This is a genomic window from Pasteurella canis, from assembly GCF_900454865.1.
Lineage (GTDB): Bacteria > Pseudomonadota > Gammaproteobacteria > Enterobacterales > Pasteurellaceae > Pasteurella > Pasteurella canis.
In genome coordinates, this window is the sequence record NZ_UGTV01000015.1 from 1,065,930 (window position 1) to 1,089,671 (window position 23,742).

Annotated in this window: 16 protein-coding genes, 1 tRNA gene and 3 rRNA genes; 11 read left to right on the forward strand and 9 right to left on the reverse strand. The window is 37.3% G+C overall.

All coding sequences use genetic code 11. The features are described 5' to 3' along the window. From miaA to hflX, 3 genes are all read left to right on the forward strand, one after another. Positions 1-957: a tRNA (adenosine(37)-N6)-dimethylallyltransferase MiaA gene (gene miaA / locus DYE19_RS05625; RefSeq protein WP_115322914.1), complete on the forward strand. Its 957-nt coding sequence runs from the start codon at positions 1-3 to the stop codon at positions 955-957. 118 nt (positions 958-1,075) lie between these two features. Continuing rightward, complete coding sequence (gene hfq / locus DYE19_RS05630; RefSeq protein WP_115322915.1) at positions 1,076-1,369, forward strand: RNA chaperone Hfq; 294 nt, start codon at positions 1,076-1,078, stop codon at positions 1,367-1,369. 15 nt (positions 1,370-1,384) lie between these two features. Beyond that, positions 1,385-2,764, forward strand: a complete 1,380-nt coding sequence (gene hflX / locus DYE19_RS05635) for a ribosome rescue GTPase HflX (protein WP_115322916.1) — start codon at positions 1,385-1,387, stop codon at positions 2,762-2,764. Positions 2,765-2,825: 61 nt separating this feature from the next. Here the strand turns inward: hflX and DYE19_RS05640 are convergent, their stop codons facing one another. From DYE19_RS05640 to DYE19_RS05650, 3 genes are all read right to left on the reverse strand, one after another. Further along, positions 2,826-3,779 (reverse strand): sigma 54-interacting transcriptional regulator, encoded by a 954-nt coding sequence (locus DYE19_RS05640; RefSeq protein ID WP_115322917.1) that lies wholly within the window; start codon positions 3,777-3,779, stop codon positions 2,826-2,828. Positions 3,780-3,866: 87 nt separating this feature from the next. Beyond that, a complete protein-coding gene (locus DYE19_RS05645; RefSeq protein ID WP_115322918.1) occupies positions 3,867-4,955 on the reverse strand; it encodes a TIGR01620 family protein in 1,089 nt (362 codons plus the stop codon). Between the two features lie 17 nt (positions 4,956-4,972). Further along, positions 4,973-6,379, reverse strand: coding sequence for a YcjX family GTP-binding protein (locus tag DYE19_RS05650; RefSeq protein ID WP_115322919.1), 1,407 nt, complete (start codon positions 6,377-6,379; stop codon positions 4,973-4,975). Between the two features lie 168 nt (positions 6,380-6,547). Here DYE19_RS05650 and DYE19_RS05655 point away from each other — a divergent pair, with 168 nt between their 5' ends. From DYE19_RS05655 to DYE19_RS05675, 5 genes are read left to right on the forward strand one after another with little or no spacing between them, the layout of a single operon-like run. Beyond that, entirely contained in the window at positions 6,548-8,239 is a 1,692-nt protein-coding gene (locus DYE19_RS05655) for an ABC transporter substrate-binding protein (RefSeq protein ID WP_115322920.1), read from the forward strand. Further along, the gene (locus DYE19_RS05660) at positions 8,236-9,201 is read left to right on the forward strand and encodes an ABC transporter permease (protein ID WP_115322921.1); all 966 of its coding nucleotides are present in this window, start codon (positions 8,236-8,238) and stop codon (positions 9,199-9,201) included. Before DYE19_RS05655 ends, DYE19_RS05660 begins: the two co-directional genes overlap by 4 nt. After that, a complete protein-coding gene (locus DYE19_RS05665) occupies positions 9,191-10,078 on the forward strand; it encodes an ABC transporter permease subunit (protein ID WP_115322922.1) in 888 nt (295 codons plus the stop codon). The genes DYE19_RS05660 and DYE19_RS05665 overlap by 11 nt, the downstream gene beginning before the upstream one ends. A gap of 8 nt (positions 10,079-10,086) precedes the next feature. After that, positions 10,087-11,136, forward strand: a complete 1,050-nt coding sequence (locus DYE19_RS05670) for a peptide ABC transporter ATP-binding protein (RefSeq protein WP_049214340.1) — start codon at positions 10,087-10,089, stop codon at positions 11,134-11,136. Positions 11,137-11,148: 12 nt separating this feature from the next. Next, a complete protein-coding gene (locus tag DYE19_RS05675; protein ID WP_115322923.1) occupies positions 11,149-11,946 on the forward strand; it encodes a peptide ABC transporter ATP-binding protein in 798 nt (265 codons plus the stop codon). 19 nt (positions 11,947-11,965) lie between these two features. Here DYE19_RS05675 and DYE19_RS05680 read toward each other — a convergent pair whose 3' ends face one another. The 5 genes from DYE19_RS05680 to DYE19_RS05700 form a co-directional block, all read right to left on the reverse strand. Then, the gene (locus tag DYE19_RS05680) at positions 11,966-12,748 is read right to left on the reverse strand and encodes an SDR family NAD(P)-dependent oxidoreductase (RefSeq protein ID WP_115322924.1); all 783 of its coding nucleotides are present in this window, start codon (positions 12,746-12,748) and stop codon (positions 11,966-11,968) included. A 547-nt stretch (positions 12,749-13,295) separates the two neighbouring features. Next, positions 13,296-13,411, reverse strand: a 5S ribosomal RNA gene (gene rrf / locus DYE19_RS05685). Between the two features lie 171 nt (positions 13,412-13,582). Further along, positions 13,583-16,480, reverse strand: a 23S ribosomal RNA gene (locus DYE19_RS05690). A 227-nt stretch (positions 16,481-16,707) separates the two neighbouring features. Then, positions 16,708-16,783, reverse strand: a tRNA-Glu gene (locus tag DYE19_RS05695). Between the two features lie 122 nt (positions 16,784-16,905). Beyond that, positions 16,906-18,447, reverse strand: a 16S ribosomal RNA gene (locus DYE19_RS05700). The 16S, 23S and 5S rRNA genes sit together here with 1 tRNA gene alongside, the layout of an rRNA operon. A 411-nt stretch (positions 18,448-18,858) precedes the next feature. On the opposite strand from DYE19_RS05700, the gene DYE19_RS05705 reads away from it, so the two are divergent. Continuing rightward, positions 18,859-19,698, forward strand: a complete 840-nt coding sequence (locus DYE19_RS05705) for a DUF5718 family protein (RefSeq protein WP_115322925.1) — start codon at positions 18,859-18,861, stop codon at positions 19,696-19,698. Between the two features lie 77 nt (positions 19,699-19,775). Here the strand turns inward: DYE19_RS05705 and birA are convergent, their stop codons facing one another. Continuing rightward, positions 19,776-20,714, reverse strand: a complete 939-nt coding sequence (gene birA, locus DYE19_RS05710) for a bifunctional biotin--[acetyl-CoA-carboxylase] ligase/biotin operon repressor BirA (protein WP_115322926.1) — start codon at positions 20,712-20,714, stop codon at positions 19,776-19,778. Positions 20,715-20,883: 169 nt separating this feature from the next. On the opposite strand from birA, the gene guaB reads away from it, so the two are divergent. After that, positions 20,884-22,347 (forward strand): IMP dehydrogenase, encoded by a 1,464-nt coding sequence (gene guaB / locus DYE19_RS05715; protein WP_115322927.1) that lies wholly within the window; start codon positions 20,884-20,886, stop codon positions 22,345-22,347. A gap of 74 nt (positions 22,348-22,421) precedes the next feature. Next, positions 22,422-23,693: a hypothetical protein gene (locus DYE19_RS05720; protein ID WP_115322928.1), complete on the forward strand. Its 1,272-nt coding sequence runs from the start codon at positions 22,422-22,424 to the stop codon at positions 23,691-23,693. The last annotated feature ends 49 nt before the right edge of the window (positions 23,694-23,742 follow it).

The window sequence follows — 23,742 nt, forward strand, 5'->3', positions numbered from 1 at the left end:
ATGTCTTTAACAAAACCAACTGCAATTTTCTTAATGGGGCCAACTGCTTCTGGAAAAACTGACTTGGCAATTAAATTACGCCAAGTATTGCCTGTAGAAGTAATCAGTGTCGATTCTGCTTTAATTTATAAAGGGATGGATATTGGTACAGCAAAACCAAACGATGAGGAGCTTGCTTTAGCTCCTCATCGTTTGATTAATATTTGTGATCCTTCAGAAAGTTATTCCGCCGCAAACTTTCGGCAAGATGCACTACGTGAAATGGAACAAATTACTGCACAAGGTAAAATCCCACTGCTTGTTGGCGGTACAATGCTGTATTACAAAGCATTACTTGAGGGCTTATCCCCCCTTCCTTCTGCGGATGAAAATATACGAGCAGAAATTGAGAGTAAAGCACAGCAATTAGGCTGGGCTGCTTTACATCAAGAGCTAACTAGAATTGATCCAATCTCTGCACAACGTATTAACCCTAATGATTCACAACGAATTAACCGAGCTTTAGAGGTTTTTTATATCACGGGTAAAACACTTACAACGCTCACTGAGCAAAAAGGAGATGCTTTACCTTATCAAATATTACAATTTGCAACCACTCCAAAAGATCGCCAGATACTACATGAACGCATAGCGATACGTTTTAAAAAAATGATTCAATTAGGTTTCCAACAAGAAGTAGAGAAACTCTATCAACGTGGTGATTTACATGCTGATTTACCAGCTATTCGCTGTGTTGGCTACCGCCAAATGTGGGAATATTTACGTGGCGATTACTCGCATGAAGAAATGATTTTCCGAGGCATTTGTGCAACACGCCAGCTTGCTAAACGCCAAATTACTTGGCTTCGTGGTTGGAAATATCCTATTGAATGGCTAGATAGCCTAGAAATAGAAGAAGCAAAGCAAAAAATCATAAACTCGCTGATTAATATTGATTATTCTCTGCACGAAAAATAATTGAGGTTCAATGATGACAATAAATTAATTTATTGTTATATTGGCATTTGGAGGGAAGACAGAGTTATCTGTATTCGGCTTTTTATATTCATTTTTATTTATACAGAAGGAAAAAAAAATGGCAAAAGGACAATCTTTACAAGATCCTTATTTAAATGCGTTACGTCGTGAACGTATTCCTGTATCTATTTACTTAGTAAACGGCATTAAATTACAAGGTCAAATTGAATCGTTCGACCAATTTGTAATCTTATTAAAAAACACAGTTAATCAAATGGTGTATAAACACGCAATTTCAACTGTTGTTCCAGCACGTTCTGTATCTCATCATAATAACAATAATTCTAACCAACAGAATTATCAGCAAGCTCAAGAGCAACAAGCTGAATCAAATACAGACAAAACTGAATAATCATAAGTTGAATTAATGTTAAATAAATCAATTTCAAGTGCGGTGGATTTAAACCAAGAATCCACCGCACTTTATTATCTTAAAACGTTATCAAAACAGTCTCTCAATATTAAGCATTCGATTGCTGATCAAGCAATTATTGTCCATTGCTTTTTATCCCAACAACATGATGAAGATGATCTCGCCGAGTTTTGCTTACTTGCCCAATCAGCAAACGTTGATATTCGTTCAATTATCACAACTACAAGAGCAATACCACAAGCAAAATATTTCGTTGGGCAAGGTAAAGCTGAAGAGATTGCGAATGCAGTCAAAGAGCATAATGCTGATGTTGTACTCGTAAATCACAGTTTAACACCTGCTCAGACACGTAATCTAGAAACGCTTTGTCAGTGTCGTGTAGTAGATCGCACAGGCGTCATTTTAGATATTTTTGCACAACGTGCTCGCTCACATGAGGGTAAACTCCAAGTTGAATTAGCACAACTAAAACATTTATCAACACGTTTAGTACGTCGAAAAACAGGTTTGGATCAACAAAAAGGTGCCGTTGGTTTACGTGGTCCAGGTGAAACACAACTGGAGACAGATCGTCGCTTAATTAAAGTACGTATTGCTCAATTACAAAATCGCTTGGCTAAAGTAGAAAAACAGCGCAATCAAAACCGCCAAACACGGCAAAAAGCAGATATTCCCACTATTTCATTAGTCGGCTACACTAATGCGGGTAAATCCACTCTATTTAATCTCATGACACAAGCAAATGTCTATGCAGCTGATCAACTTTTTGCCACACTTGATCCCACATTACGCCGTTTACAAATCCAAGATGTTGGCACAACTATTTTAGCTGATACAGTTGGTTTCATTCGCCATTTACCACATGACCTCATATCTGCCTTTAAATCAACTTTACAAGAAACAACAGAAGCCTCTCTGTTATTACACGTAATTGATTGTGCAGACCCACACAAACAAGAAAATATTGAGGCAGTTAAAGCTGTATTAGAAGAAATCAAGGCTCATGATATTCCAACTTTATTCGTCTATAACAAGATCGATCAAATAGAAGAAGTAGAACCGCATATTGAATATGATCATGAAAATAGACCAAGTGCGGTCTATATTTCAGCACATTCAGGACAAGGTTTAAATTTGTTACTCAAGGCAATAAGAGAACTATTAAAAAATGACATTTTAACTTTATCCCTCACTTTACCACTTTATTGCGGAAAAATTCGTCATCATTTATACCAGTTAAATTGTATTCGAGATGAAAAAATGAGTGAACAAGGCGAGTTCCTGCTACACATTCAAATTGATAAAGTCGAATGGCTAAAATTAGTTAAACAATTTACAGAACTAGAAAATTTCGTAAATTCAAGCGCATTTTGATTCTATGAGTAAGCCTAGTTGTTATAAAGAGAAAGCTAAAGTCTAAATTGTCCTTTATACGTTACTTGCTAATACCGTATTGTCTTAATTTATTAGCAATAGCAGTATGTGAAATCCCTAAACGTACTGCTAGCTTTCTGGTACTTGGATATTGTTCATAAAATTTTCGCAAAACACTTGCTTCAAATTTATTCATAATCTGTTCTAATGTTTCATGGCCAAATTGATCTAATATGACTGGCACAATTTCTTGCTCTACTAAATTCAAGCCAGCAATTGTTAATTCATCATTTTCAGCTAAACTACATGCACGATATAACGCATTATGCAATTCTCTAACATTACCAGTCCATGGATAACCTTGTAAATATTGAATAAATTTCTCACTAAAATATGGCTTATTTATTTGTAGTTGTTCACTAATTTGTGCAACAAAAATATTGACTAAATCAGGTATATCTTCCTTTCGCTCCCGTAAAGAAGGGATATTGAGTGTCAATACATTAAGGCGATGAAACAAATCACTACGCATTTTTCCTTCATCAACGTAATGTTGTAAAGGTATCTGAGAAGTACAAATAACACGTACATTAGCGTAGTGTTCCTGTTCTTCGCCTACTCGTCTAAAAGTACCATCATTTAAAAAACGTAATAATTTTGCCTGTAATTCAAGCGATAACTCAGCAATACTATCAAGTAATACTGTTCCACCATTAGCATATTCAAAAAAGCCAACATATTCTTTATCATTATCTCGACGGCCAAACATTTCGCTTTCAGCATCTTGGCTTGGTAATCCTGCACAATTCACTGCAATAAATTTATTTTGAGATCGAGGTCCTGCAAGATGACAAGATTTAGCAATCAAATCTTTCCCCGTTCCAGTTTCACCTTGAATAAGCAACGGAGCATCACTTGCAGAAAATTTAATCGCCTGTGCAAGTAAATTTTCCATTTTAGGACTTTTCGCAACAATCTCAGTAAATGCTGAATTATTCACATTATTCAAGGACATCTGTTTTCCTCATTAAGCATAGATAGGCTTATCATATCATTAAAATATGTAAACTTTAAACAATGGTGGAAATAAAAATTTACACGGCTAAACTTTTTGTTTCTCTTTTGATTTAGTTGAAGAAAAAATAGTTGTTTTTAAATGGCTTAATAAAGTTTGGTGAATATGTTTAATACGAGGTTTCTCATCTTGGCGAAATGCTAAAGGGCGACAAAACTCCATTGCTTTGACACCTAATCTTGCAGTTAATAAACCTACACCAATACCTTGTGCTGCTCGAGCTGAAAGTTTAGCAGTGAGATCCTGTGATAACCAATCCATACCAATATCTTGTACAATTTCTGTAGCACCCGCAAAAGCAAGATTAAATAACACCATTTTTAATAAACGTAATCGGCTCCAATAACCTAGTTCAATACCATAAAGTTGTGCAATTTGATTAACTAGACGGATATTACGCCAAGAAAGAAAAAACATATCAACAATTGCTAAAGGACTCACTGTCACAATCATTGTAGCCTCCACTGCACTTTTACTAATGAGCTTTTTTGCCTGTTTATCAAAAGATTGAAGTACCGTCTGGCTGAATAAATAAGCTATCTCTTGTGCAGAATGTCCATCTTGAATTTGTTGTTGCCATAACATCAGTTTTGGATCTTGTGAGGATAATTTCAACATTTTTGCCATTGATAAACAAAGCTGCTTTGCTTGTTCATGTTTATTTGCTGAAAAATTTTGCTCAAAACTTACCGCACTTTCTAGCAGTAATTGTTCGCTTTGCTGCTGTAAATTTGTTCTTTGTTTTAATCTAAGTAAACGGAACCATTCACGGCTAATTGCCAATACACCAAATACCACAGCAAAACAAGCTACTAACGAAAAAGCGAAATAAATCCATTGATTTTGTTGCCAAGTATTGATTAGCCATTGAACTGATTGAGCTATAGTCGCAATAAGAAATAATAATACCGTTAACCCTATCCCTTTTTTCCACCAAGTTGATTTTGGCGCGACAATGTGTTCAAACTGCTTATCTAACAACTCTCCCTCTATCTCTATAGGATCTGAATTATCAATTTCAATTTCTATGTCTTGTTCAATAAATTCACGTTTCGGTGAAAATTGGTGCACAAAATCAGCTTGTTCTGTTTCTGTAAAAATACGTTTTTCGGTCATTTATTATTACTCTACAATTAAAATTTATCACCTAGCAAGAATTGTAACACTGAATCCATACGTAAATGAGGTATGTTTTCTCCCAATACTAACTGTTGTGGCTCAAATTGATCAAATTCAAATTGTTGATTTTGCCAAAATTCTGGCTTTGGTAATTTACTCGGCACAGAACCTGGATAAACAGTCACTTTCTGTTTATCACTTGAGCGTACTCCTCTTAATGCTTTAAAGCTATGTCCATTTTGGTTAACCAATACTTGCTGTGTAGCACGGATAGCTGCTATTGCAGTATACTCAGTATGAATACCCTCATATTCCACATGGCGCCCACCTTCTTGTACTAATTGACGCAGCAAGCTGACTAAATTTGGTAACTGATCATTTGTAATATGATCAGCTTTAGTAGCAATAAACATCAGTTTATCAATACGTGGTGAAAATAAACGATTAAGTAATGTGCGTTTACCATAGTGAAAATTCTTAAATAATTGCTGTAACCCTATTTGCATATCAATAAATGCTTGATCGCTATGATTTAATGGCGTTAAACAATCTGCTAAGATCACTTGACGATCAAAAGTGGAAAAATAATCTTGATAAAATTTTTTCACTATATGTTGACGATAATATTCATAACGCTGAGTCAAAACCCTAAAATAACTGTTCACTCTTTTCTCATTTTTTAGTTGCTGCCATTCTGCATCATTTAAATGGATAAGAGGGAAAAATTGTAATACTGGCGCTCCCTCTAATTCACCTGGTAAAACAAAACGCCCAGGTTGAATAAAATGTAATCCTTGTTGCTTACAAGCTAATAAATAGTTTGTATAGTCTTGTGCTAATTGTGCCAAAACATCTTCATCAGCTACTGCTTTTAAATCCAATTTTTTGACTTTATCTAACCATAATTTAGCAAATTCTGACCGTTGACTCTCGATAATATTTTGTGACTCTTGTGACCATTGCTGATAGTTCGAGGATAATAAAGGCAAATCAAGCAGCCATTCACCTGGATAATCAAAAATATCAAGATAAAGTGTCGTTTTCTCTTTCAAATGACGCATTAAGCCAGTATGACGCTGATAACGAATGGCCAAACGAGTTTCACTTACTCCCCGAGTAGATTGAGGCCAAACAGGAGGCTGTTGCATTAAAGATTGTATATTTGCCTCATAATCAAACCGAGGAATGCTTAAATTTAGCTGTGGCACACGTTTCACTGCAATAATAGATTGATTTCGGGCTGCTTCAAAGAGTGGAAGATGATGATTATCTACACGATTAATATGTAATAACTGATTAATTAAACTAGTAATAAATGCTGTTTTTCCACTCCGACTTAGCCCAGTAACCGCAATACGTAAAGTGCGGTCAAATCCACGATTAATTATTTCATTTACTTCTTTCTGTAGATAATTCAACATATTAGTATTCTTTTATAGATTAATAATATCACTTAACTCAAGATAACATAGAAACCTTAATTTTTACTTAAAGTTTTTCATACTCAATTCTACTCAAAGTAAAAAGGATAGCTTATCAGAACAATATATTTTACAATCCCTCGATAATTTATCACAAATGCACTAATTATGTTGATGAGAAAAGTCATATTTACTGGTTTCCTACTACTATTATCACATTTTGTTACTGCGGCGCCGAGAGTGCCAAAAGAATTAACACAAAATGGATTGATTTACTGTACTCACTCTACAGGACTTTCATTTAACCCACAAACAGCCGATGCAGGCACCAGTATGAATGTGATTACAGAGCAAATTTACAATAAACTATTTGAGGCAACTAATAATAGTGCAACAATTATACCTTCACTTGCCGAATCTTATTCTATCTCTAATGATGGAACACTTATTACGATTAACCTACGCAGAGGTGTCAAGTTTCATCATACAGAATGGTTTAAACCAACGCGTGATTTTAATGCCGATGATGTGGTATTTTCTATTAATCGTATGTTAGGTCATAATTCTTATTTACCTACATTAGAAGATGAATCAACTCACTATTCAAATCCCCAGCACAGTATTTTCCATAAACAGGCAAAAAAAGTACGCTTCCCCTATTTTGAAAGTATTAAATTAAATCAAAAAATAGAATCGATAAAAGCACTCGATCCTTATCGAGTTCAAATAAAACTTTTTAAGTCTGATGCTTCAATTTTGTCTCATTTAGCAAGTCAATACGCTATCATCTTTTCACAAGAATACGCGCTGCAGCTCAATGCAGACGATAACCTTATGCAACTTGACTTGTTACCTGTAGGTACAGGCCCTTATAAAGTGCAGAATTACTTTCGTAATCAATATGTTCGCTTTATACGTAATGAACATTATTGGAAAAAAGAAGCACAAATTGAGAATATTATTATTGATCTATCAACAGATCGCACTGGGCGGTTAATTAAGTTCCTTAATGGCGAATGCCAAATTGCCTCTTATCCCGAGGTGAGTCAATTAGGTTTATTACAAGATAAAAATGAACATTTTTATATTAATTCTGTTGAAGGCATGAATTTATCTTACCTTGCTTTTAATTTTAAAAAGCCTGAGATGAAAAATACAAAATTACGCCGTGCCATATCACAAGCAATTGACAGAAAACGTATTGTTCAAACTATATACCACAACACTGCAACAGTTGCGAATAATATTATTCCTAATATTTCATGGGCTTCTAGTGTTAATACGCCTGATTTCGCTTATGACTATAATATAGAAAAAGCAAAAATGTATTTACAAGATAGAAAGCTTGATTTAACAATGTGGGTGATTAATGAAGAGCAAGTATATAATCCTGCTCCACTCAAAATGGCAGAATTAATAAAAAGAGATCTTGCTAAAGTTGGGGTTAAAATTACTATCCAACCTGTTACACGAACTTATTTAATTAAACGCTTAAAAGATCATTCAGAAGATTATGATATGATTTTAGCTGGCTGGCTTGCAGGAAATTTAGATCCTGATAGTTTCATGAGACCTATTCTAAGCTGTAGCACTGTTAATGAGATTACTAATTTTTCTAACTGGTGTGATCCTCTATTTGACCATTTTATGGATAATGCTCTTAATACATCTCATTTACGATTAAGGGCAAGCGAATACAATTTAGCTCAAGAATTAATTTTATCTGAAGTACCAATTGTCCCTATCGCAAATGCAAGAAGAATGTTAGTGATCAATGCTAATGTTCATGGTGTCAAAATGAGTCCATTTGGCAGTATCAACTTCGAAAATTTATCGTTGCAAAAAGGTATAAAACCATGATTGTTGCTTTATTACGCCAAGTTTTTCTGATTATTGTTACTTTACTTATTTTATCTTTGGTAAGCTATATCATTCTAATTCAAGATCCCCTTAATGAAGAACTCACTAATCCAAATTTTTTTCAAAGTTACATTAATTATATTCAACATCTTATCAAGTGGGATTTAGGTATTACTTACAATGGTGGGGATTCATTAAATGAAATTATTCAAACTGTTTTACCACCAACCTTAGAACTCTGTTTTACTGCTATTTTATTAGCAATTCTTTTTGGCATTCCATTAGGATTAATAGGAGCTATGAATCGCCATAATATCATGGGCAAAAGTATTCATACCATTGCTGCATTAGGACTATCAATGCCTGTATTTTGGATTGCGCCTATTGCTCTCTACTTTTCTGCAATCCATAGCTGGGAAATTTCTGCAATTGGGCAGTATAACTTGTTATATGCGATCAAACCCATTACTGGGTTTCCAATGATTGATGTTTGGTTTATGGAGGAGTTCTATAAAACAAAAGTTATTCAGAATGTACTACAGCACCTCGTTTTACCAACACTCGTTTTAACAATTCTACCGACTATGGAAATTACACGAATTGTTCAACAACGTGCTGAAGAAGTTGTCATGAAAAACTATGTAAAAACCGCAACAACACGTGGTTGGTCACAACATAAAATTTTACGCAAGTATATATTACGCAATACACTACCTCTTTTAATCCCACAAGCAACACGTTTATTCACATTGGTACTTACTCAATGTATGCTCGTTGAAAGCACATTTGGTTGGCCTGGTATTGGCCGTTGGCTCATTGATGCGGTTACTCAACAAGACTATAATAGTATCTCTGTTGGGGTTATTGTTATAGGTTTATGCATTATTATCGTTGATATTTTCTCTGATACTGTAGCGTTTATCCTTGATCCATTTAATAAGAAAGGCTGGTATGCAAGATAAAGAACCTGATGAGTTTCGCGATAGTGCAACACTAAAGAACATTTGGTTGTTATTTCGCCAAAATCGTATTGCATTATTTAGTTTTTATCTCTTTGTTATATTTATTTTAACCGCGCTTTTTAGCCCATGGATTGCACCTTATCCAAGTAATATGCAATTTGTTGGTAGTGAACTCATGCCACCATCTTGGGTAGATAAAGGACAAATATCCTTCTTCTTTGGCACGGATGATTTAGGTAGAGATGTATTTAGTCGAATTATCATAGGCACAACTTATACTATAGGAGCCTCCCTGATTGTCGTATTTTTTACTCTCATTATTGGTAGTGTAATAGGTATTTGGGCTGGTATTTCACATAGTATTAAATCAAAAATTCTCAGTCATTTTCTTGATACATTTTTATCTATTCCAAGCCTACTTATAGCGATCATTATTGCAACATTAATGAAACCGAGCCTAATGAATGCAATCATCGCCACAACATTAGCTCTCCTCCCTTATTTTATTCATGAAATATACCAAGCAACACAACAAGAATTAAAAAAAGAATATGTACTCATGCTAAAACTGGATGGCATATCAAATAGTGCTCTACTTAAAGAAATTGTACTCCCAAATATCTCCATCCGTTATATCCAAGAAATTGCTCGAGCTTTCGCTGTGGCAATCTTAGATATCAGTGCATTGAGCTTTATTTCATTAGGCGCTCAACGCCCTGTACCTGAATGGGGAGCCATGATTAAAGACTCTCTAGAGTTAATATATTTAGCACCTTGGGCTGTTATATTACCAGGAATTGCAATTGTTATGGCAATTCTTGTAGTCTTCATTTTTAGTCAAGGTCTCTGTAAAGCAATAGAGAAATATTACGAGTAGGTGGAAAAATGGCATTATTAGATATTCGTAATCTTTGCATTGAAATTGACACACCAAATGGCCGAATAAAAATTGTTGACAATGTTAATCTCACTTTAAATGAAGGTGAGATTTGTGGTTTAGTCGGTGAATCAGGTTCAGGTAAAAGTTTAATTGCTAAAGTCATTTGTAATGCATTCAAAGACTCTTGGATTATTAGTGCAGATCGTTTTCGCTTCGACAATATCGAATTATTAAAACTCACACCAACACAAAGGCGAAAATTAGTCGGGGAAGAAATTTCCATGATCTTTCAAGATCCCTTGACTTGCTTAGATCCAAGTAAAAAAATTGGCAAACAAATTATCCAAAATATCCCATCATCGACTTTTAAAGGTCGTTGGTGGCAGTGGTTTGGCTGGAAGAAACGCCGAGCAATAGAATTATTGCATAAAGTAGGTATTAAAGAGCATAAAGATATTATGCAAAGCTATCCTGAAGAAATCACTGAAGGAGAAGGGCAAAAAGTCATGATTGCAATTGCCGTCGCTAACCAGCCTCGCTTACTGATTGCTGATGAGCCGACGAACTCAATCGAGTCTATTACTAAAGTACAAATTTTCCGCTTGCTTTCCAGTATGAATCAAAATCAAGGAACAACTATTTTATTAACAAGCAACGACATTAATAGTATTAGTGAATGGTGTGATAGCTTTTCTGTATTATATTGTGGGCAAAATGTAGAATCAGGTCCTAAAGAAGATATTTTAGAACACCCACACCACCCTTATACACAAGCATTACTCCACTCAATTCCTGATTTTAGTCAACCATTGCCACTTAAAAGCCGTTTGAATACATTAAAAGGGACGGTTCCTCTATTAGAACAAATGCCTATTGGTTGTCGCCTTGGGCCTCGTTGCCCTTTTGCACAAAAAAAATGTATTATCAAACCAACAAGATATAGAATCAAGCAACATGAATTTTCTTGCCACTACCCACTTAATTTACGAGAAAAGCAGTTTAAAGAGAAAAATATTAAAACTCCTTTGATACTTCAAAATATAACATCAGAATAATGAGAGAGACAAATGACATTATTACAGGTTGAAGATCTTTCTAAGCATTTTACTGACTCGATTAATTTTTTTGGTACCAGTTATTTTACAGCAGTCCATAAAATTAGTTTTAGCTTAGACAAGAAAAAAACACTTGCAATCATTGGGAAAAATGGTTCGGGTAAGTCAACATTAGCTAAAATGATTGTTGGTATAATTCCCCCAACTTCAGGCTGTATTTTATTCAATAACCAACCATTGGAATTTGGTGACTATCACTATCGTGCGAAACATATTCGTATGGTCTTTCAAGACCCAAATACAGCTTTTAATCCACGCTTAAATGTAGGTCAAATATTAGATGCACCACTACGCTTAACAACTTACTTAGACGAACAAGATCGTAATGAAAAAATTTTCAATACATTAAAATTAGTTGGTCTATATCCTGATCATGCAAATGTCAAAATAAAGACTATGTCAGCAAGCCAAAAACAACGTGTTGCCCTAGCTCGTGCACTTATTTTAGAACCCGAAGTTATTATTGCTGACGATGCTTTAGGTTCACTAGATGCTACTGTTAAAACTCAGCTTACTAATTTAATGTTAGACTTACAAGAAAAGCTAAGTATTTCTTATATTTATGTAGGACAACATTTAGGAATTATCAAACATATCGCTGATGATGTCTTAGTTATGGACGAAGGAAAAATGATTGAATATGGTCCAACACAAACACTCTTTACATCTCCTCAAACTGAAGTAACTAAACGCCTTGTTGAAAGCCATTTTGGTAAATTACTAGATAATAGGTCATGGGTTATTAAATAAAATGATGATAAAAAGTAGATTATTTCTTTAAACTTTGAATACGATTCACTAAAAATAATACCCAGGATTTAGGAGCAATATAGCTGGAATATACCATTATTTTATTTAAAACACCTGGAATAATGAGCCTTTTTTTCTTCTTTAAATACTTATCTGCATATTTTGCCACTTCTTCTGCTGTCTGAAACTTTAATGTATCAAATAAAGTTGTATCTTCTTGCTGCGTTGCTGTTTTTACAAAATTCGTAAGTGTTGGTCCTGGCGCTAAAATTGAAACATGAACTCCCGAATTTCTTAATTCATAACTTAGCCCTTGAGAAAAAGAAGTAACAAATGCTTTCGTTGCATAATAAACTGACATTTGTGGTCCACCTGGCATTTCTCCTGCAACTGATGAAACATTTAAAATATAACCATGATTAACTTCAAGCATATGCTGTAAGTACAGCTTTGTCAGAATCATCAAAGATTGAATATTTAAATTAACCATTTCAATTTCAGTTTCCAGTTCTGTACTCAAAAAATCACCTAATAAGCCAATACCAGCATTATTAATTAGCATATGGATAAATAACCCTTTTTCTTGAGTTAAACTATATACTTTTTTAGCACTATCTAAACAAGACAAGTCAGCTTGAATAACTTCGATATTTTCTTCTCTATATTGCTCTTTCAATGCTAACAAAGGAGATAAAGTTCTTGCAACTAATACTAATTTGAGCCCTTTATGAGCATATAGTTTAGCCAATTCATATCCAATACCTGAACTAGCACCTGTTATTAAAATATATCCTTTATCCATTAATCCTCTTTATCAAATAATAAAATATTTATTCTATCGTTATTTCAGTTCCAGTTAAAAGTAAAAAATATTTTCTCGCTTAATAGATAATATTTTACTATTAAAACTTACTAAAACTACACCCTACGTTACTTGCTTTTATATTAAGCCTTGATTACAGAACATCCTAACAGTCTCCCAATCCTCATAATAGCTCTTTATTCATCATAACCTCAAAAAGGAAAAGGAAAGCAAAAGAAGGAAAAAAGAAGGAAAAAAAAGGAAAATAAAAGTAAAGATAAGAAGGTAAAGGTAAAGAGAAAAAGAAGAAAAGATAAACTAAGGGATGTAAAATGACAAACGAAGAGATATAAAGAGATATAAAATGAAGTAAGCTGAAGTAAAAAGAGGCTGAGCTTTGTTTTAGTTTGATTTGGTTTGCTTAGTCTTGTCTGCTTTAGCTTTATCTGATTTTATTCCAGCTAGATTTTTTCCGCTGCCACTTTATCTCACCCTCCTTCCCATAACAAAAAACCCCAGGTATCTCTACCTAGGGCCTCTCATTTCTACCTGGCGGTGTCCTACTCTCACATGGGGAAGCCCCACACTACCATCGGCGTTACAGCGTTTCACTTCTAAGTTCGGCATGGAATTAGGTGGGTCCACTGCACTATCGCCGCCAAGATAATCCTGTTTGATGATTTACTCTCATCTCGTTCTTCACATCTTCATACTCTACCCTCATCCAGTACAGTATAAGATTCTCAATTGTCAACAAGCTGAACTACTATCCTTTCTCTCCAACCCCTACAGTCAGAAACATGTCGTCTTGTATTAAAAATACTTGAGCGTTGTATAGTTAAGCCTCTCGGGCAATTAGTATCTGTTAGCTCAACGTCTCGCAACGCTTACACACCAGACCTATCTACGTCGTAGTCTACAACAACCCTTACTGACTCTAAGTCAGGGATGACTCATCTTAAGGCAAGTTTCGTGCTTAGATGCTTTCAGCACTTATCTCTTCCGCATTTAGCTACCCAGCAATGCCTCTGGCGAGACAACTGGAACACCAGTGATGCGTCCACTCCGGTCCTCTCGTACTAGGAGCAGCCCCTTTCAATCATCCAACGCCCACGGCAGATAGGGACCGAACTGTCTCACGACGTTCTAAACCCAGCTCGCGTACCACTTTAAATGGCGAACAGCCATACCCTTGGGACCTACTTCAGCCCCAGGATGTGATGAGCCGACATCGAGGTGCCAAACACCGCCGTCGATATGAACTCTTGGGCGGTATCAGCCTGTTATCCCCGGAGTACCTTTTATCCGTTGAGCGATGGCCCTTCCATTCAGAACCACCGGATCACTATGACCTGCTTTCGCACCTGCTCGACTTGTCTGTCTCGCAGTTAAGCTTGCTTATACCATTGCACTAACCTGACGATGTCCGACCGTCATTAGCAAACCTTCGTGCTCCTCCGTTACGCTTTGGGAGGAGACCGCCCCAGTCAAACTACCCACCAGACACTGTCCGAGTACCCGTTTCAGGCACTTCGTTAGAACATCAAACGTTAAAGGGTGGTATTTCAAGGACGCCTCCAACAACACTGGCGTGTCATCTTCAAAGGCTCCCACCTATCCTACACATCAAAATTCAATGTTCAGTGTCAAGCTATAGTAAAGGTTCACGGGGTCTTTCCGTCTAGCCGCGGGTACACCGCATCTTCACGGCGATTTCAATTTCACTGAGTCTCGGGTGGAGACAGCCTGGCCATCATTATGCCATTCGTGCAGGTCGGAACTTACCCGACAAGGAATTTCGCTACCTTAGGACCGTTATAGTTACGGCCGCCGTTTACTGGGGCTTCGATCAGGAGCTTCTCTTTCGATAACACCATCAATTAACCTTCCAGCACCGGGCAGGCATCACACCCTATACGTCCACTTTCGTGTTTGCAGAGTGCTGTGTTTTTAATAAACAGTTGCAGCCAGCTGGTATCTTCGACCGGTTCAACCTTCAATCGCGAGGATTTACAATCTACGCCGGCGCACCTTCTCCCGAAGTTACGGTGCTATTTTGCCTAGTTCCTTCACCCGAGTTCTCTCAAGCGCCTGAGTATTCTCTACCTGACCACCTGTGTCGGTTTTCAGTACGGTTTAGATAAACCTGAAGCTTAGTGGCTTTTCCTGGAAGTGTGGTATCAGTTACTTCAGTGCCGTAGCACCTCGTCATCAGCTCTCAGTGTTGTATAAGAGACCGGATTTGCCTAATCTCTCCACCTACCACCTTAAACGACCATCCAACAGGTCGATAACCTAACCTTCTCCGTCCCCACATCGCAGTTTATCCAAGTACGGGAATATTAACCCGTTTCCCATCGACTACGCTTTTCAGCCTCGCCTTAGGGGCCGACTCACCCTGCCCCGATTAACGTTGGACAGGAACCCTTGGTCTTCCGGCGAACGAGTTTTTCACTCGTTTTATCGTTACTTATGTCAGCATTCGCACTTGTGATACGTCCAGCAAACCTCTCGATTCACCTTCATCCGCTTACACAACGCTCCCCTACCCAACAGAATAAAATTCTGATGCCGCAGCTTCGGTGCTATATTTAGCCCCGTTACATCTTCCGCGCAGGCCGACTCGACTAGTGAGCTATTACGCTTTCTTTAAATGATGGCTGCTTCTAAGCCAACATCCTAGCTGTCTAAGCCTTCCCACTTCGTTTCCCACTTAATATAGACTTTGGGACCTTAGCTGGCGGTCTGGGTTGTTTCCCTCTCCACGACGAACGTTAGCACCCGCCGTGTGTCTCCTGAGTATCACTCTTCGGTATTCGCAGTTTGCATCGGGTTGGTAATCCGGGATGGACCCCTAGCCGAAACAGTGCTCTACCCCCGAAGGTGTCCGCTCAAGGCTCTACCTAAATAGATTTCGGGGAGAACCAGCTATCTCCCGGTTTGATTGGCCTTTCACCCCCAGCCACAAGTCATCCGCTAATTTTTCAACATTAGTCGGTTCGGTCCTCCAGTTAGTGTTACCCAACCTTCAACCTGCCCATGGCTAGATCACCGGGTTTCGGGTCTATACCTTGCAACTAAAACGCCCAGTTAAGACTCGGTTTCCCTTCGGCTCCCTTATTCAGTTAACCTCGCTACAAAATATAAGTCGCTGACCCATTATACAAAAGGTACGCAGTCACCCTTTCGGGCTCCCACTGCTTGTACGTACACGGTTTCAGGTTCTATTTCACTCCCCTCACAGGGGTTCTTTTCGCCTTTCCTTCACAGTACTGGTTCACTATCGGTCAATCAGGAGTATTTAGCCTTGGAGGATGGTCCCCCCATCTTCAAACAGGATTTCTCGTGTCCCGCCTTACTTATCGTAAACTTAGTACCACAACCTGGACTTCGAGTACGGGATTATCACCCTCTGTGATTTGGCTTCCCAGCCAATTCCTCTGTCTCTGTTGTTATCACTTACTGGCTCCTCCGCTTTCGCTCGCCGCTACTTACAGAATCTCGGTTGATTTCTTTTCCTCGGGGTACTTAGATGTTTCAGTTCTCCCGGTTCGCCTCATTATCCTATTTATTCAGATAATGATAGTAGATTCTTCATCTACTGGGTTTCCCCATTCGGACATCTTGGATTAAACGCTTCTTATCAACTCATCCAAGCTTTTCGCAGATTAGCACGTCCTTCTTCGCCTCTGATTGCCTAGGCATCCACCGTGTACGCTTAGTCACTTAACTATACAACCTCAAGTACTTTTCTATACTTAATGTTGCTATTAACTACTAAACACTTGACTGCCTTTTCTCAGTCAAGATTTTTTCTACTCAGACTTCATGTTATTCATCACTTTATATTTACATTACTTACTTCTAAATACAAAGCAATAAACTTGAAAGTCTCTTCAGTTTTTCAGCTTGTTTCCAATTTTTTAAAGAACTAATAGACAATAAAAATCATCTTCAGATGGCGTCCCCACGGGGATTCGAACCCCGGTTACCGCCGTGAAAGGGCGATGTCCTAGGCCTCTAGACGATGGGGACAACATTTAAAGATGCTTTCCGCTTTGCCATTACTTATCAATTTTATCTTGATAACCTTTACCTTCTTTTTACACAATTCATCAAACAATCTGTGTGAACACTTGCTGTCGTCCCATTTTAGGTAAGGAGGTGATCCAACCGCAGGTTCCCCTACGGTTACCTTGTTACGACTTCACCCCAGTCATGAATCATACCGTGGTGAACGCCCTCGTTTCCGTTAAGCTATCCACTTCTGGTACAACCCACTCCCATGGTGTGACGGGCGGTGTGTACAAGGCCCGGGAACGTATTCACCGCAACATTCTGATTTGCGATTACTAGCGATTCCGACTTCATGGAGTCGAGTTGCAGACTCCAATCCGGACTTAGATGCACTTTCTGAGATTCGCTCAACGTCGCCGTCTCGCCGCCCTCTGTATGCACCATTGTAGCACGTGTGTAGCCCTACTCGTAAGGGCCATGATGACTTGACGTCATCCCCACCTTCCTCCAGTTTGTCACTGGCAGTCTCCTTTGAGTTCCCGACCAAATCGCTGGCAACAAAGGATAAGGGTTGCGCTCGTTGCGGGACTTAACCCAACATTTCACAACACGAGCTGACGACAGCCATGCAGCACCTGTCTCTAAGTTCCCGAAGGCACAAGCTCATCTCTGAGCTCTTCTTAGGATGTCAAGAGTAGGTAAGGTTCTTCGCGTTGCATCGAATTAAACCACATGCTCCACCGCTTGTGCGGGCCCCCGTCAATTCATTTGAGTTTTAACCTTGCGGCCGTACTCCCCAGGCGGTCGATTTATCACGTTAGCTTCGGGCACCAAACATAAAGTCCAATCCCCAAATCGACAGCGTTTACAGCGTGGACTACCAGGGTATCTAATCCTGTTTGCTCCCCACGCTTTCGCACATGAGCGTCAGTACATTCCCAAGGGGCTGCCTTCGCCTTCGGTATTCCTCCACATCTCTACGCATTTCACCGCTACACGTGGAATTCTACCCCTCCCTAAAGTACTCTAGACTCCCAGTCTGAAATGCAGTTCCCAAGTTAAGCTCGGGGATTTCACATCTCACTTAAAAGTCCGCCTGCGTGCCCTTTACGCCCAGTTATTCCGATTAACGCTCGCACCCTCCGTATTACCGCGGCTGCTGGCACGGAGTTAGCCGGTGCTTCTTCTGTAATTAACGTCAATGATATTATCTATTCAATAATACCCCTTCCTCATCACCGAAAGAACTTTACAACCCGAAGGCCTTCTTCATTCACGCGGCATGGCTGCGTCAGGGTTCCCCCCATTGCGCAATATTCCCCACTGCTGCCTCCCGTAGGAGTCTGGGCCGTGTCTCAGTCCCAGTGTGGCTGGCCATCCTCTCAGACCAGCTAGAGATCGCAGGCTTGGTAGGCCTTTACCCCACCAACTACCTAATCCCACTTGGGCTCATCTTATGGCAAGTGGCCTTACGGTCCCACCCTTTCATCTCTCGATTATACGCGGTATTAGCTGCAGTTTCCCACAGTTATCCCCCTCCATAAGCCAGATTCCCAAGCATTACTCACCCGTCCGCCACTCGTCAGCAAAAAAAGCAAGCTTTCTTCCTGCTACCGTTCGACTTGCATGTGTTAAGCCTGCCGCCAGCGTTCAATCTGAGCCATGATCAAACTCTTCAATTCAAAGTTCAATCGCTCAATAAACTGCTTAGCTAAAGTTTACACTTCTATTTAATATTAAGCTCTTAATATTAAATCAGTATGAATTTTCAGTTATAAGCACCTATTAAGACTTCAATAATTAAAATTTTTTTCAAAATGAAATCAATCAACAAGTGCCCACACAGATTGTCTGATAAATTGTTAAAGAACAAAACAACGACGCAACTTGTAATCTCTTATCCCATACAACGTCGCGTCGTTGTGTGCCGCGTATTATAGGCAAAAATAAATATCGCGCAACCCCTTTTTATACTTTTTTTTAAAATTTTTTACAACCGCTTACAAAGCAATCAAAAATAATTGTTTTAGCTTAAATTTAATACTAAAGTAATATTAATTTTACATTTTAATTGTCTAAAGTGAGGAAAAAATATGGATTTCAAAAAAATGATTGGCTTTGGGGTCGCTGGTAATTTTGCTGGGCATTTAGAACAAGCTGGTGAAGCCGCAGATTTTATATCCGTACAAACCGAAGAAGCTATTCAACCTAAAGCAATTTTTCCTTTTTATATACCAAGCACGACGTTAAACTTAGAACATCAATTTCTCTCAACTTATCCTATTAGTAATCAGTATATTTCATTTCCAAACGAAATTGGGGCTGATAATCTACAAATTGAACCTGAAATCGCACTTATTTGTGATATTGAATATTCCAATAAAAAAGTAGCTAAACTTACTCCTCGTTTTTTTGCGGCTTATAATGATTGCTCGATTCGACGCCCTAATGCGAAAAAAATTAGTGAGAAAAAAAATTGGGCCCCTAAAAGTAAAGGTCTTTCATCTAATTTACTCGCAATTACATCTTTTGAGCCTGGCAGCGAAATTGATCAATTTCATATTGCCTGTTTTCACAAACGGGGTGAGCAATTTAATGAATATGGGATTGATAGCCCAGCCTTAGGTTATAGCTATTTCCACAAAAAACTTTTAGATTGGGTTATTGATAAAATGAACACACAACCAGATCAAGGTCCAATGAATAACATTCCTGAATTAATTGAAAAGGCAAATTATCCTAAACAAGCAATTATTGCTATAGGTGCTACACGTTATACTGATTTTGGAGAACATCATTTTTTGCAAGTTGGTGATACAAGTATTGTTGTTGTTTATAATGCACAAAAATATACTCATACCGATATTGTTGCTATGGCAAAAGAAGGAGACTTCGCTGAGGATATTTCAGCTCTTGTGCAAACAGTGATTTAATCCCTTACACATAAAGTGCGGTGAAAATATTAAACCTTTTTACCGCACAACTGTTTTATCTTGCTATGCTGAAAAATTTATATTTTTCTCAACGACACTTCTCCCCCATTAAAATATTGAGGGCCTTCAGGTGTCATAATTTTGATATATCCTCGCTCATCAATGCCTTGTTCAATACCTATCGTATGATGATTCTCACTTATAATACAGACTTCTTCACCAAAATAAGCATCAAGCTCTAACCAGCGTTGTTTAAGCTGTTCATCAATTCCTTTATCTTTGAAATGATTCAAATAAAAATTCAGATTCTTAACTAGCATTACTACTAATTGATTACGATCGACATTTGGTAATACTTCGACTAATTCTGCCCATGGCTGATCAATTAAGTTTTTCTGTTTAGACAATGAAAGATTAATTCCTAACCCAATAATTAGGTTATGTAATTCATTAGAACTATTTGCAATTTCAATTAAAATCCCAGCAAGTTTCTTATTATTTAACAAAACATCATTTGGCCATTTTAATTTTACGCCAATAGCGCCCAATTGTCTCAATGTATCAGCAATTGCTACACCAATGACTAAACTTAATCCTTCTAAATTTCTTGTTCGCTCTATAGTCCAATACATACTCATGATAATCTGACCAGCAAAGGCTGATAGCCATTGGCGACCTCTTCGACCTCGTCCTGCTGTTTGATATTCAGCCAAACAGATTGTACCGACTTCAAGTTGATGAATATGCTCTAACAAGTATTGATTAGTAGAATGGATAACAGGTTTTATGATGAACTTCTGTGGGGCTAACATATGACTTAAATAGACATCATCTAAGCGCTCCAATTGTGGAATTAACTTAAAACCCACCGCACTTTTTTCTATAATAAAACCTTGCTCTTCCAGATCTATAATTTGCTCTAGTATTGCTTGCGTAGAACATTTGCAAAGTTCAGCTAATTCAAATAATGATATTTCTTCATTCTTTTGCGCCAAAATATCGATCAAATATCGCATAAAAAATCCCATTTATATAACTTATTGTTGCTTTTAATTTATCCTATGCATTTTGTACTAAATCCATAAAAAAATCCATTTTCAAATAAGAATGAAATCTGTATAATGCGACCGCAATATTTTTTACCCTTTTTTATTTTCAACATTAATTTAAGAGAGAATATTGCAAATGTTACGAGTAATAAAAGAAGCTTTAACCTTCGATGATGTACTTCTTGTCCCTGCACATTCCACCGTGCTTCCAAATACTGCAGACCTATCTACTCAACTCACGAAAACAATCCGCTTGAATATTCCTATGTTATCCGCAGCTATGGATACCGTAACAGAAACAAAATTAGCAATATCTCTTGCTCAAGAAGGGGGTATTGGCTTTATTCATAAAAACATGTCTATTGAACGCCAAGCTGAGCGTGTTCGCAAGGTGAAAAAGTTTGAAAGTGGAATTGTTTCTGATCCAATTACTGTTACACCTGATTTAACTTTAGGTGAATTAGCTGAAGTTGCTAAAAAAAATGGCTTCGCTGGCTACCCTGTTGTGAACAAAAATAAAGAATTAGTCGGTATTATTACAGGTCGTGATACTCGCTTTGTTTCTGACTTAAACAAAACTGTTTCTGAATTTATGACGCCCAAAGAACGTCTTGTCACGGTAAAAGAAGGTGCCAAGCGTGATGAGATTTTTACTTTAATGCACGAACATCGTGTGGAAAAAGTATTAGTAATTGATGATAGCTTTAAACTAAAAGGTATGATCACGTTAAAAGACTATCAAAAAGCGGAACAAAAACCCAATGCATGTAAAGACGAGTTTGGGCGTTTACGTGTTGGTGCTGCTGTTGGTGCAGGTCCAGGCAATGAAGAGCGTATTGATGCGTTAGTCAAAGCTGGCGTTGATGTTTTATTAATCGACTCCTCACATGGTCACTCAGAAGGTGTATTACAACGTGTACGTGAAACTCGCGCTAAATATCCTAATCTACCAATCGTAGCAGGCAATGTAGCTACAGCTGAAGGCGCTATTGCGCTGGCTGATGCGGGAGCCAGTGCAGTAAAAGTGGGGATTGGTCCTGGTTCAATCTGTACAACACGTATCGTTACGGGCGTAGGTGTACCACAAATTACCGCTATTGCTGATGCTGCTGAAGCGTTAAAAGATCGTGGTATCCCTATTATTGCTGATGGTGGTATCCGTTTTTCAGGTGATATTTCAAAAGCAATTGCTGCAGGCGCATCTTGTGTGATGGTCGGTTCAATGTTTGCTGGTACTGAAGAAGCACCTGGTGAAATTGAGCTTTATCAAGGTCGTGCATTCAAATCTTATCGTGGAATGGGATCATTAGGTGCAATGAGCAAAGGTTCAAGTGATCGCTATTTCCAATCAGATAATGCCGCTGACAAATTGGTGCCAGAAGGGATTGAAGGTCGTATTCCTTATAAAGGTTATTTAAAAGAGATCATCCATCAACAAATGGGTGGATTACGTTCTTGTATGGGCTTAACGGGGTGTGCCACTATCGAAGAACTACGTACAAAAGCACAATTTGTTCGTATTAGTGGTGCAGGAATCAAGGAAAGCCATGTTCACGATGTAACCATTACTAAAGAAGCACCTAACTATCGAATGGGGTAATAATTTATTAAGGTGGGTAAACCCCACCTAAGTTTATATTTCAAATGATGACTTTAGTAGAGAAGGTTATTTGTATGTATAGCATTAAGATTAAAAATGTTATCAAACTGTTTTTATTAAAGTTTTTAAGAAATAAATATCAATATAAGATAAATATTAAAAATAATATTATTAGTATCGAAAGAAAATGCGATGAATTTGATTTAAACCAGCTAAAGTATGTTTACTTAGTTAAAGATCCTGGAATAAGAAACAATCGTCTTACATTATACTTGAATGATTTTTTCAAAATTGGCGTAAATTACACTGGATTTATAGCATTTTATCAGAAAATATCAGCTCAATTTGGTTTTGATGATAGTCTATTTTTTGAGTATCTTTATAAAAGAGGACCTTTCTCTATACAGATTTGGCGGAAAAAACAAATACAGAATTATGACATTCTGGATGAAAAATATAACGACTATACACAAGGTTTTGAAATTCAATCACCCCAAAAAAAATTTATTCCTTGGGGTACTACTTATGAGGCATTATTTCAACAAACACAATTTAAAGAAAAATGGATTCACTACGGTTTTGTCTATCCTATTCGAGTAGGGCGTTTATTACTCAAAGACGTTTGGATAACACCAAGTGTCAGGAAAGATGTACCTGTTTTAGAACTATATACTGATTGCTATCACGCATCAGCGACAGACAAAAGTTACTTAGAATTAAAATCCTTATTAACTGAAAATAAAAAGTTAATAACATCTTTTATTGAAGAGAGGAACAATCCTAAATTATACAAATCTGTTATAAATTTTAATTATATCGAATTTGAATTATATTACCACCGCCACTTTAAAGGCTATTTTGATAAAGGATATAGTAAATTCATAATTAAAAATAACACTGAGTATTTAGAATATGTCATCAATGAACCTTATGAAAGCCAATTAGTCATTAGTAGTTATTTAATTATCGATCATCAAGATTTAATCAAAATAGATTATACATGTAATTCAAACATAAAAAGGCGTCCTCCTAAATTAAAAGAAAAATTTCAAGATGACCAAGCTGTCATTTGGATAGATGATGTTAATCATAAGATAGGATTTACATGTAATGATCGTTCAATCGTCTTTGATAAAAATGAAATTGAGTGCTTTACACTTGCAAATACACAAACAGCAAGAAGAAATAACGAGAGTTCACTGACGATATGTTTTGTTGATAAAAATAAAGAAGCGATCACCATATTTTCAGCTGAATATCATTTTTTAACTCAATATGTAGAGAAAATAAGAGCACTTACTCAAAAAGAAGTTCGGTATATTGAACAATATATCGAAGATGTTTAAAAAACCTTTTGTATAGAACACGTTAACACTATTTGATATTTACCTAAAG

Coding starts and splice junctions, on each gene's coding strand:
- miaA (WP_115322914.1), top strand. CDS start 1: ATGTCTTTAACAAAACCAACTGCAATTTTCTTAATGGGGCCAACTGCT.
- hfq (WP_115322915.1), top strand. CDS start 1,076: ATGGCAAAAGGACAATCTTTACAAGATCCTTATTTAAATGCGTTACGT.
- hflX (WP_115322916.1), top strand. CDS start 1,385: ATGTTAAATAAATCAATTTCAAGTGCGGTGGATTTAAACCAAGAATCC.
- DYE19_RS05640 (WP_115322917.1), bottom strand. CDS start 3,779: ATGTCCTTGAATAATGTGAATAATTCAGCATTTACTGAGATTGTTGCG.
- DYE19_RS05645 (WP_115322918.1), bottom strand. CDS start 4,955: ATGACCGAAAAACGTATTTTTACAGAAACAGAACAAGCTGATTTTGTG.
- DYE19_RS05650 (WP_115322919.1), bottom strand. CDS start 6,379: ATGTTGAATTATCTACAGAAAGAAGTAAATGAAATAATTAATCGTGGA.
- DYE19_RS05655 (WP_115322920.1), top strand. CDS start 6,548: ATGTTGATGAGAAAAGTCATATTTACTGGTTTCCTACTACTATTATCA.
- DYE19_RS05660 (WP_115322921.1), top strand. CDS start 8,236: ATGATTGTTGCTTTATTACGCCAAGTTTTTCTGATTATTGTTACTTTA.
- DYE19_RS05665 (WP_115322922.1), top strand. CDS start 9,191: ATGCAAGATAAAGAACCTGATGAGTTTCGCGATAGTGCAACACTAAAG.
- DYE19_RS05670 (WP_049214340.1), top strand. CDS start 10,087: ATGGCATTATTAGATATTCGTAATCTTTGCATTGAAATTGACACACCA.
- DYE19_RS05675 (WP_115322923.1), top strand. CDS start 11,149: ATGACATTATTACAGGTTGAAGATCTTTCTAAGCATTTTACTGACTCG.
- DYE19_RS05680 (WP_115322924.1), bottom strand. CDS start 12,748: ATGGATAAAGGATATATTTTAATAACAGGTGCTAGTTCAGGTATTGGA.
- DYE19_RS05705 (WP_115322925.1), top strand. CDS start 18,859: ATGGATTTCAAAAAAATGATTGGCTTTGGGGTCGCTGGTAATTTTGCT.
- birA (WP_115322926.1), bottom strand. CDS start 20,714: ATGCGATATTTGATCGATATTTTGGCGCAAAAGAATGAAGAAATATCA.
- guaB (WP_115322927.1), top strand. CDS start 20,884: ATGTTACGAGTAATAAAAGAAGCTTTAACCTTCGATGATGTACTTCTT.
- DYE19_RS05720 (WP_115322928.1), top strand. CDS start 22,422: ATGTATAGCATTAAGATTAAAAATGTTATCAAACTGTTTTTATTAAAG.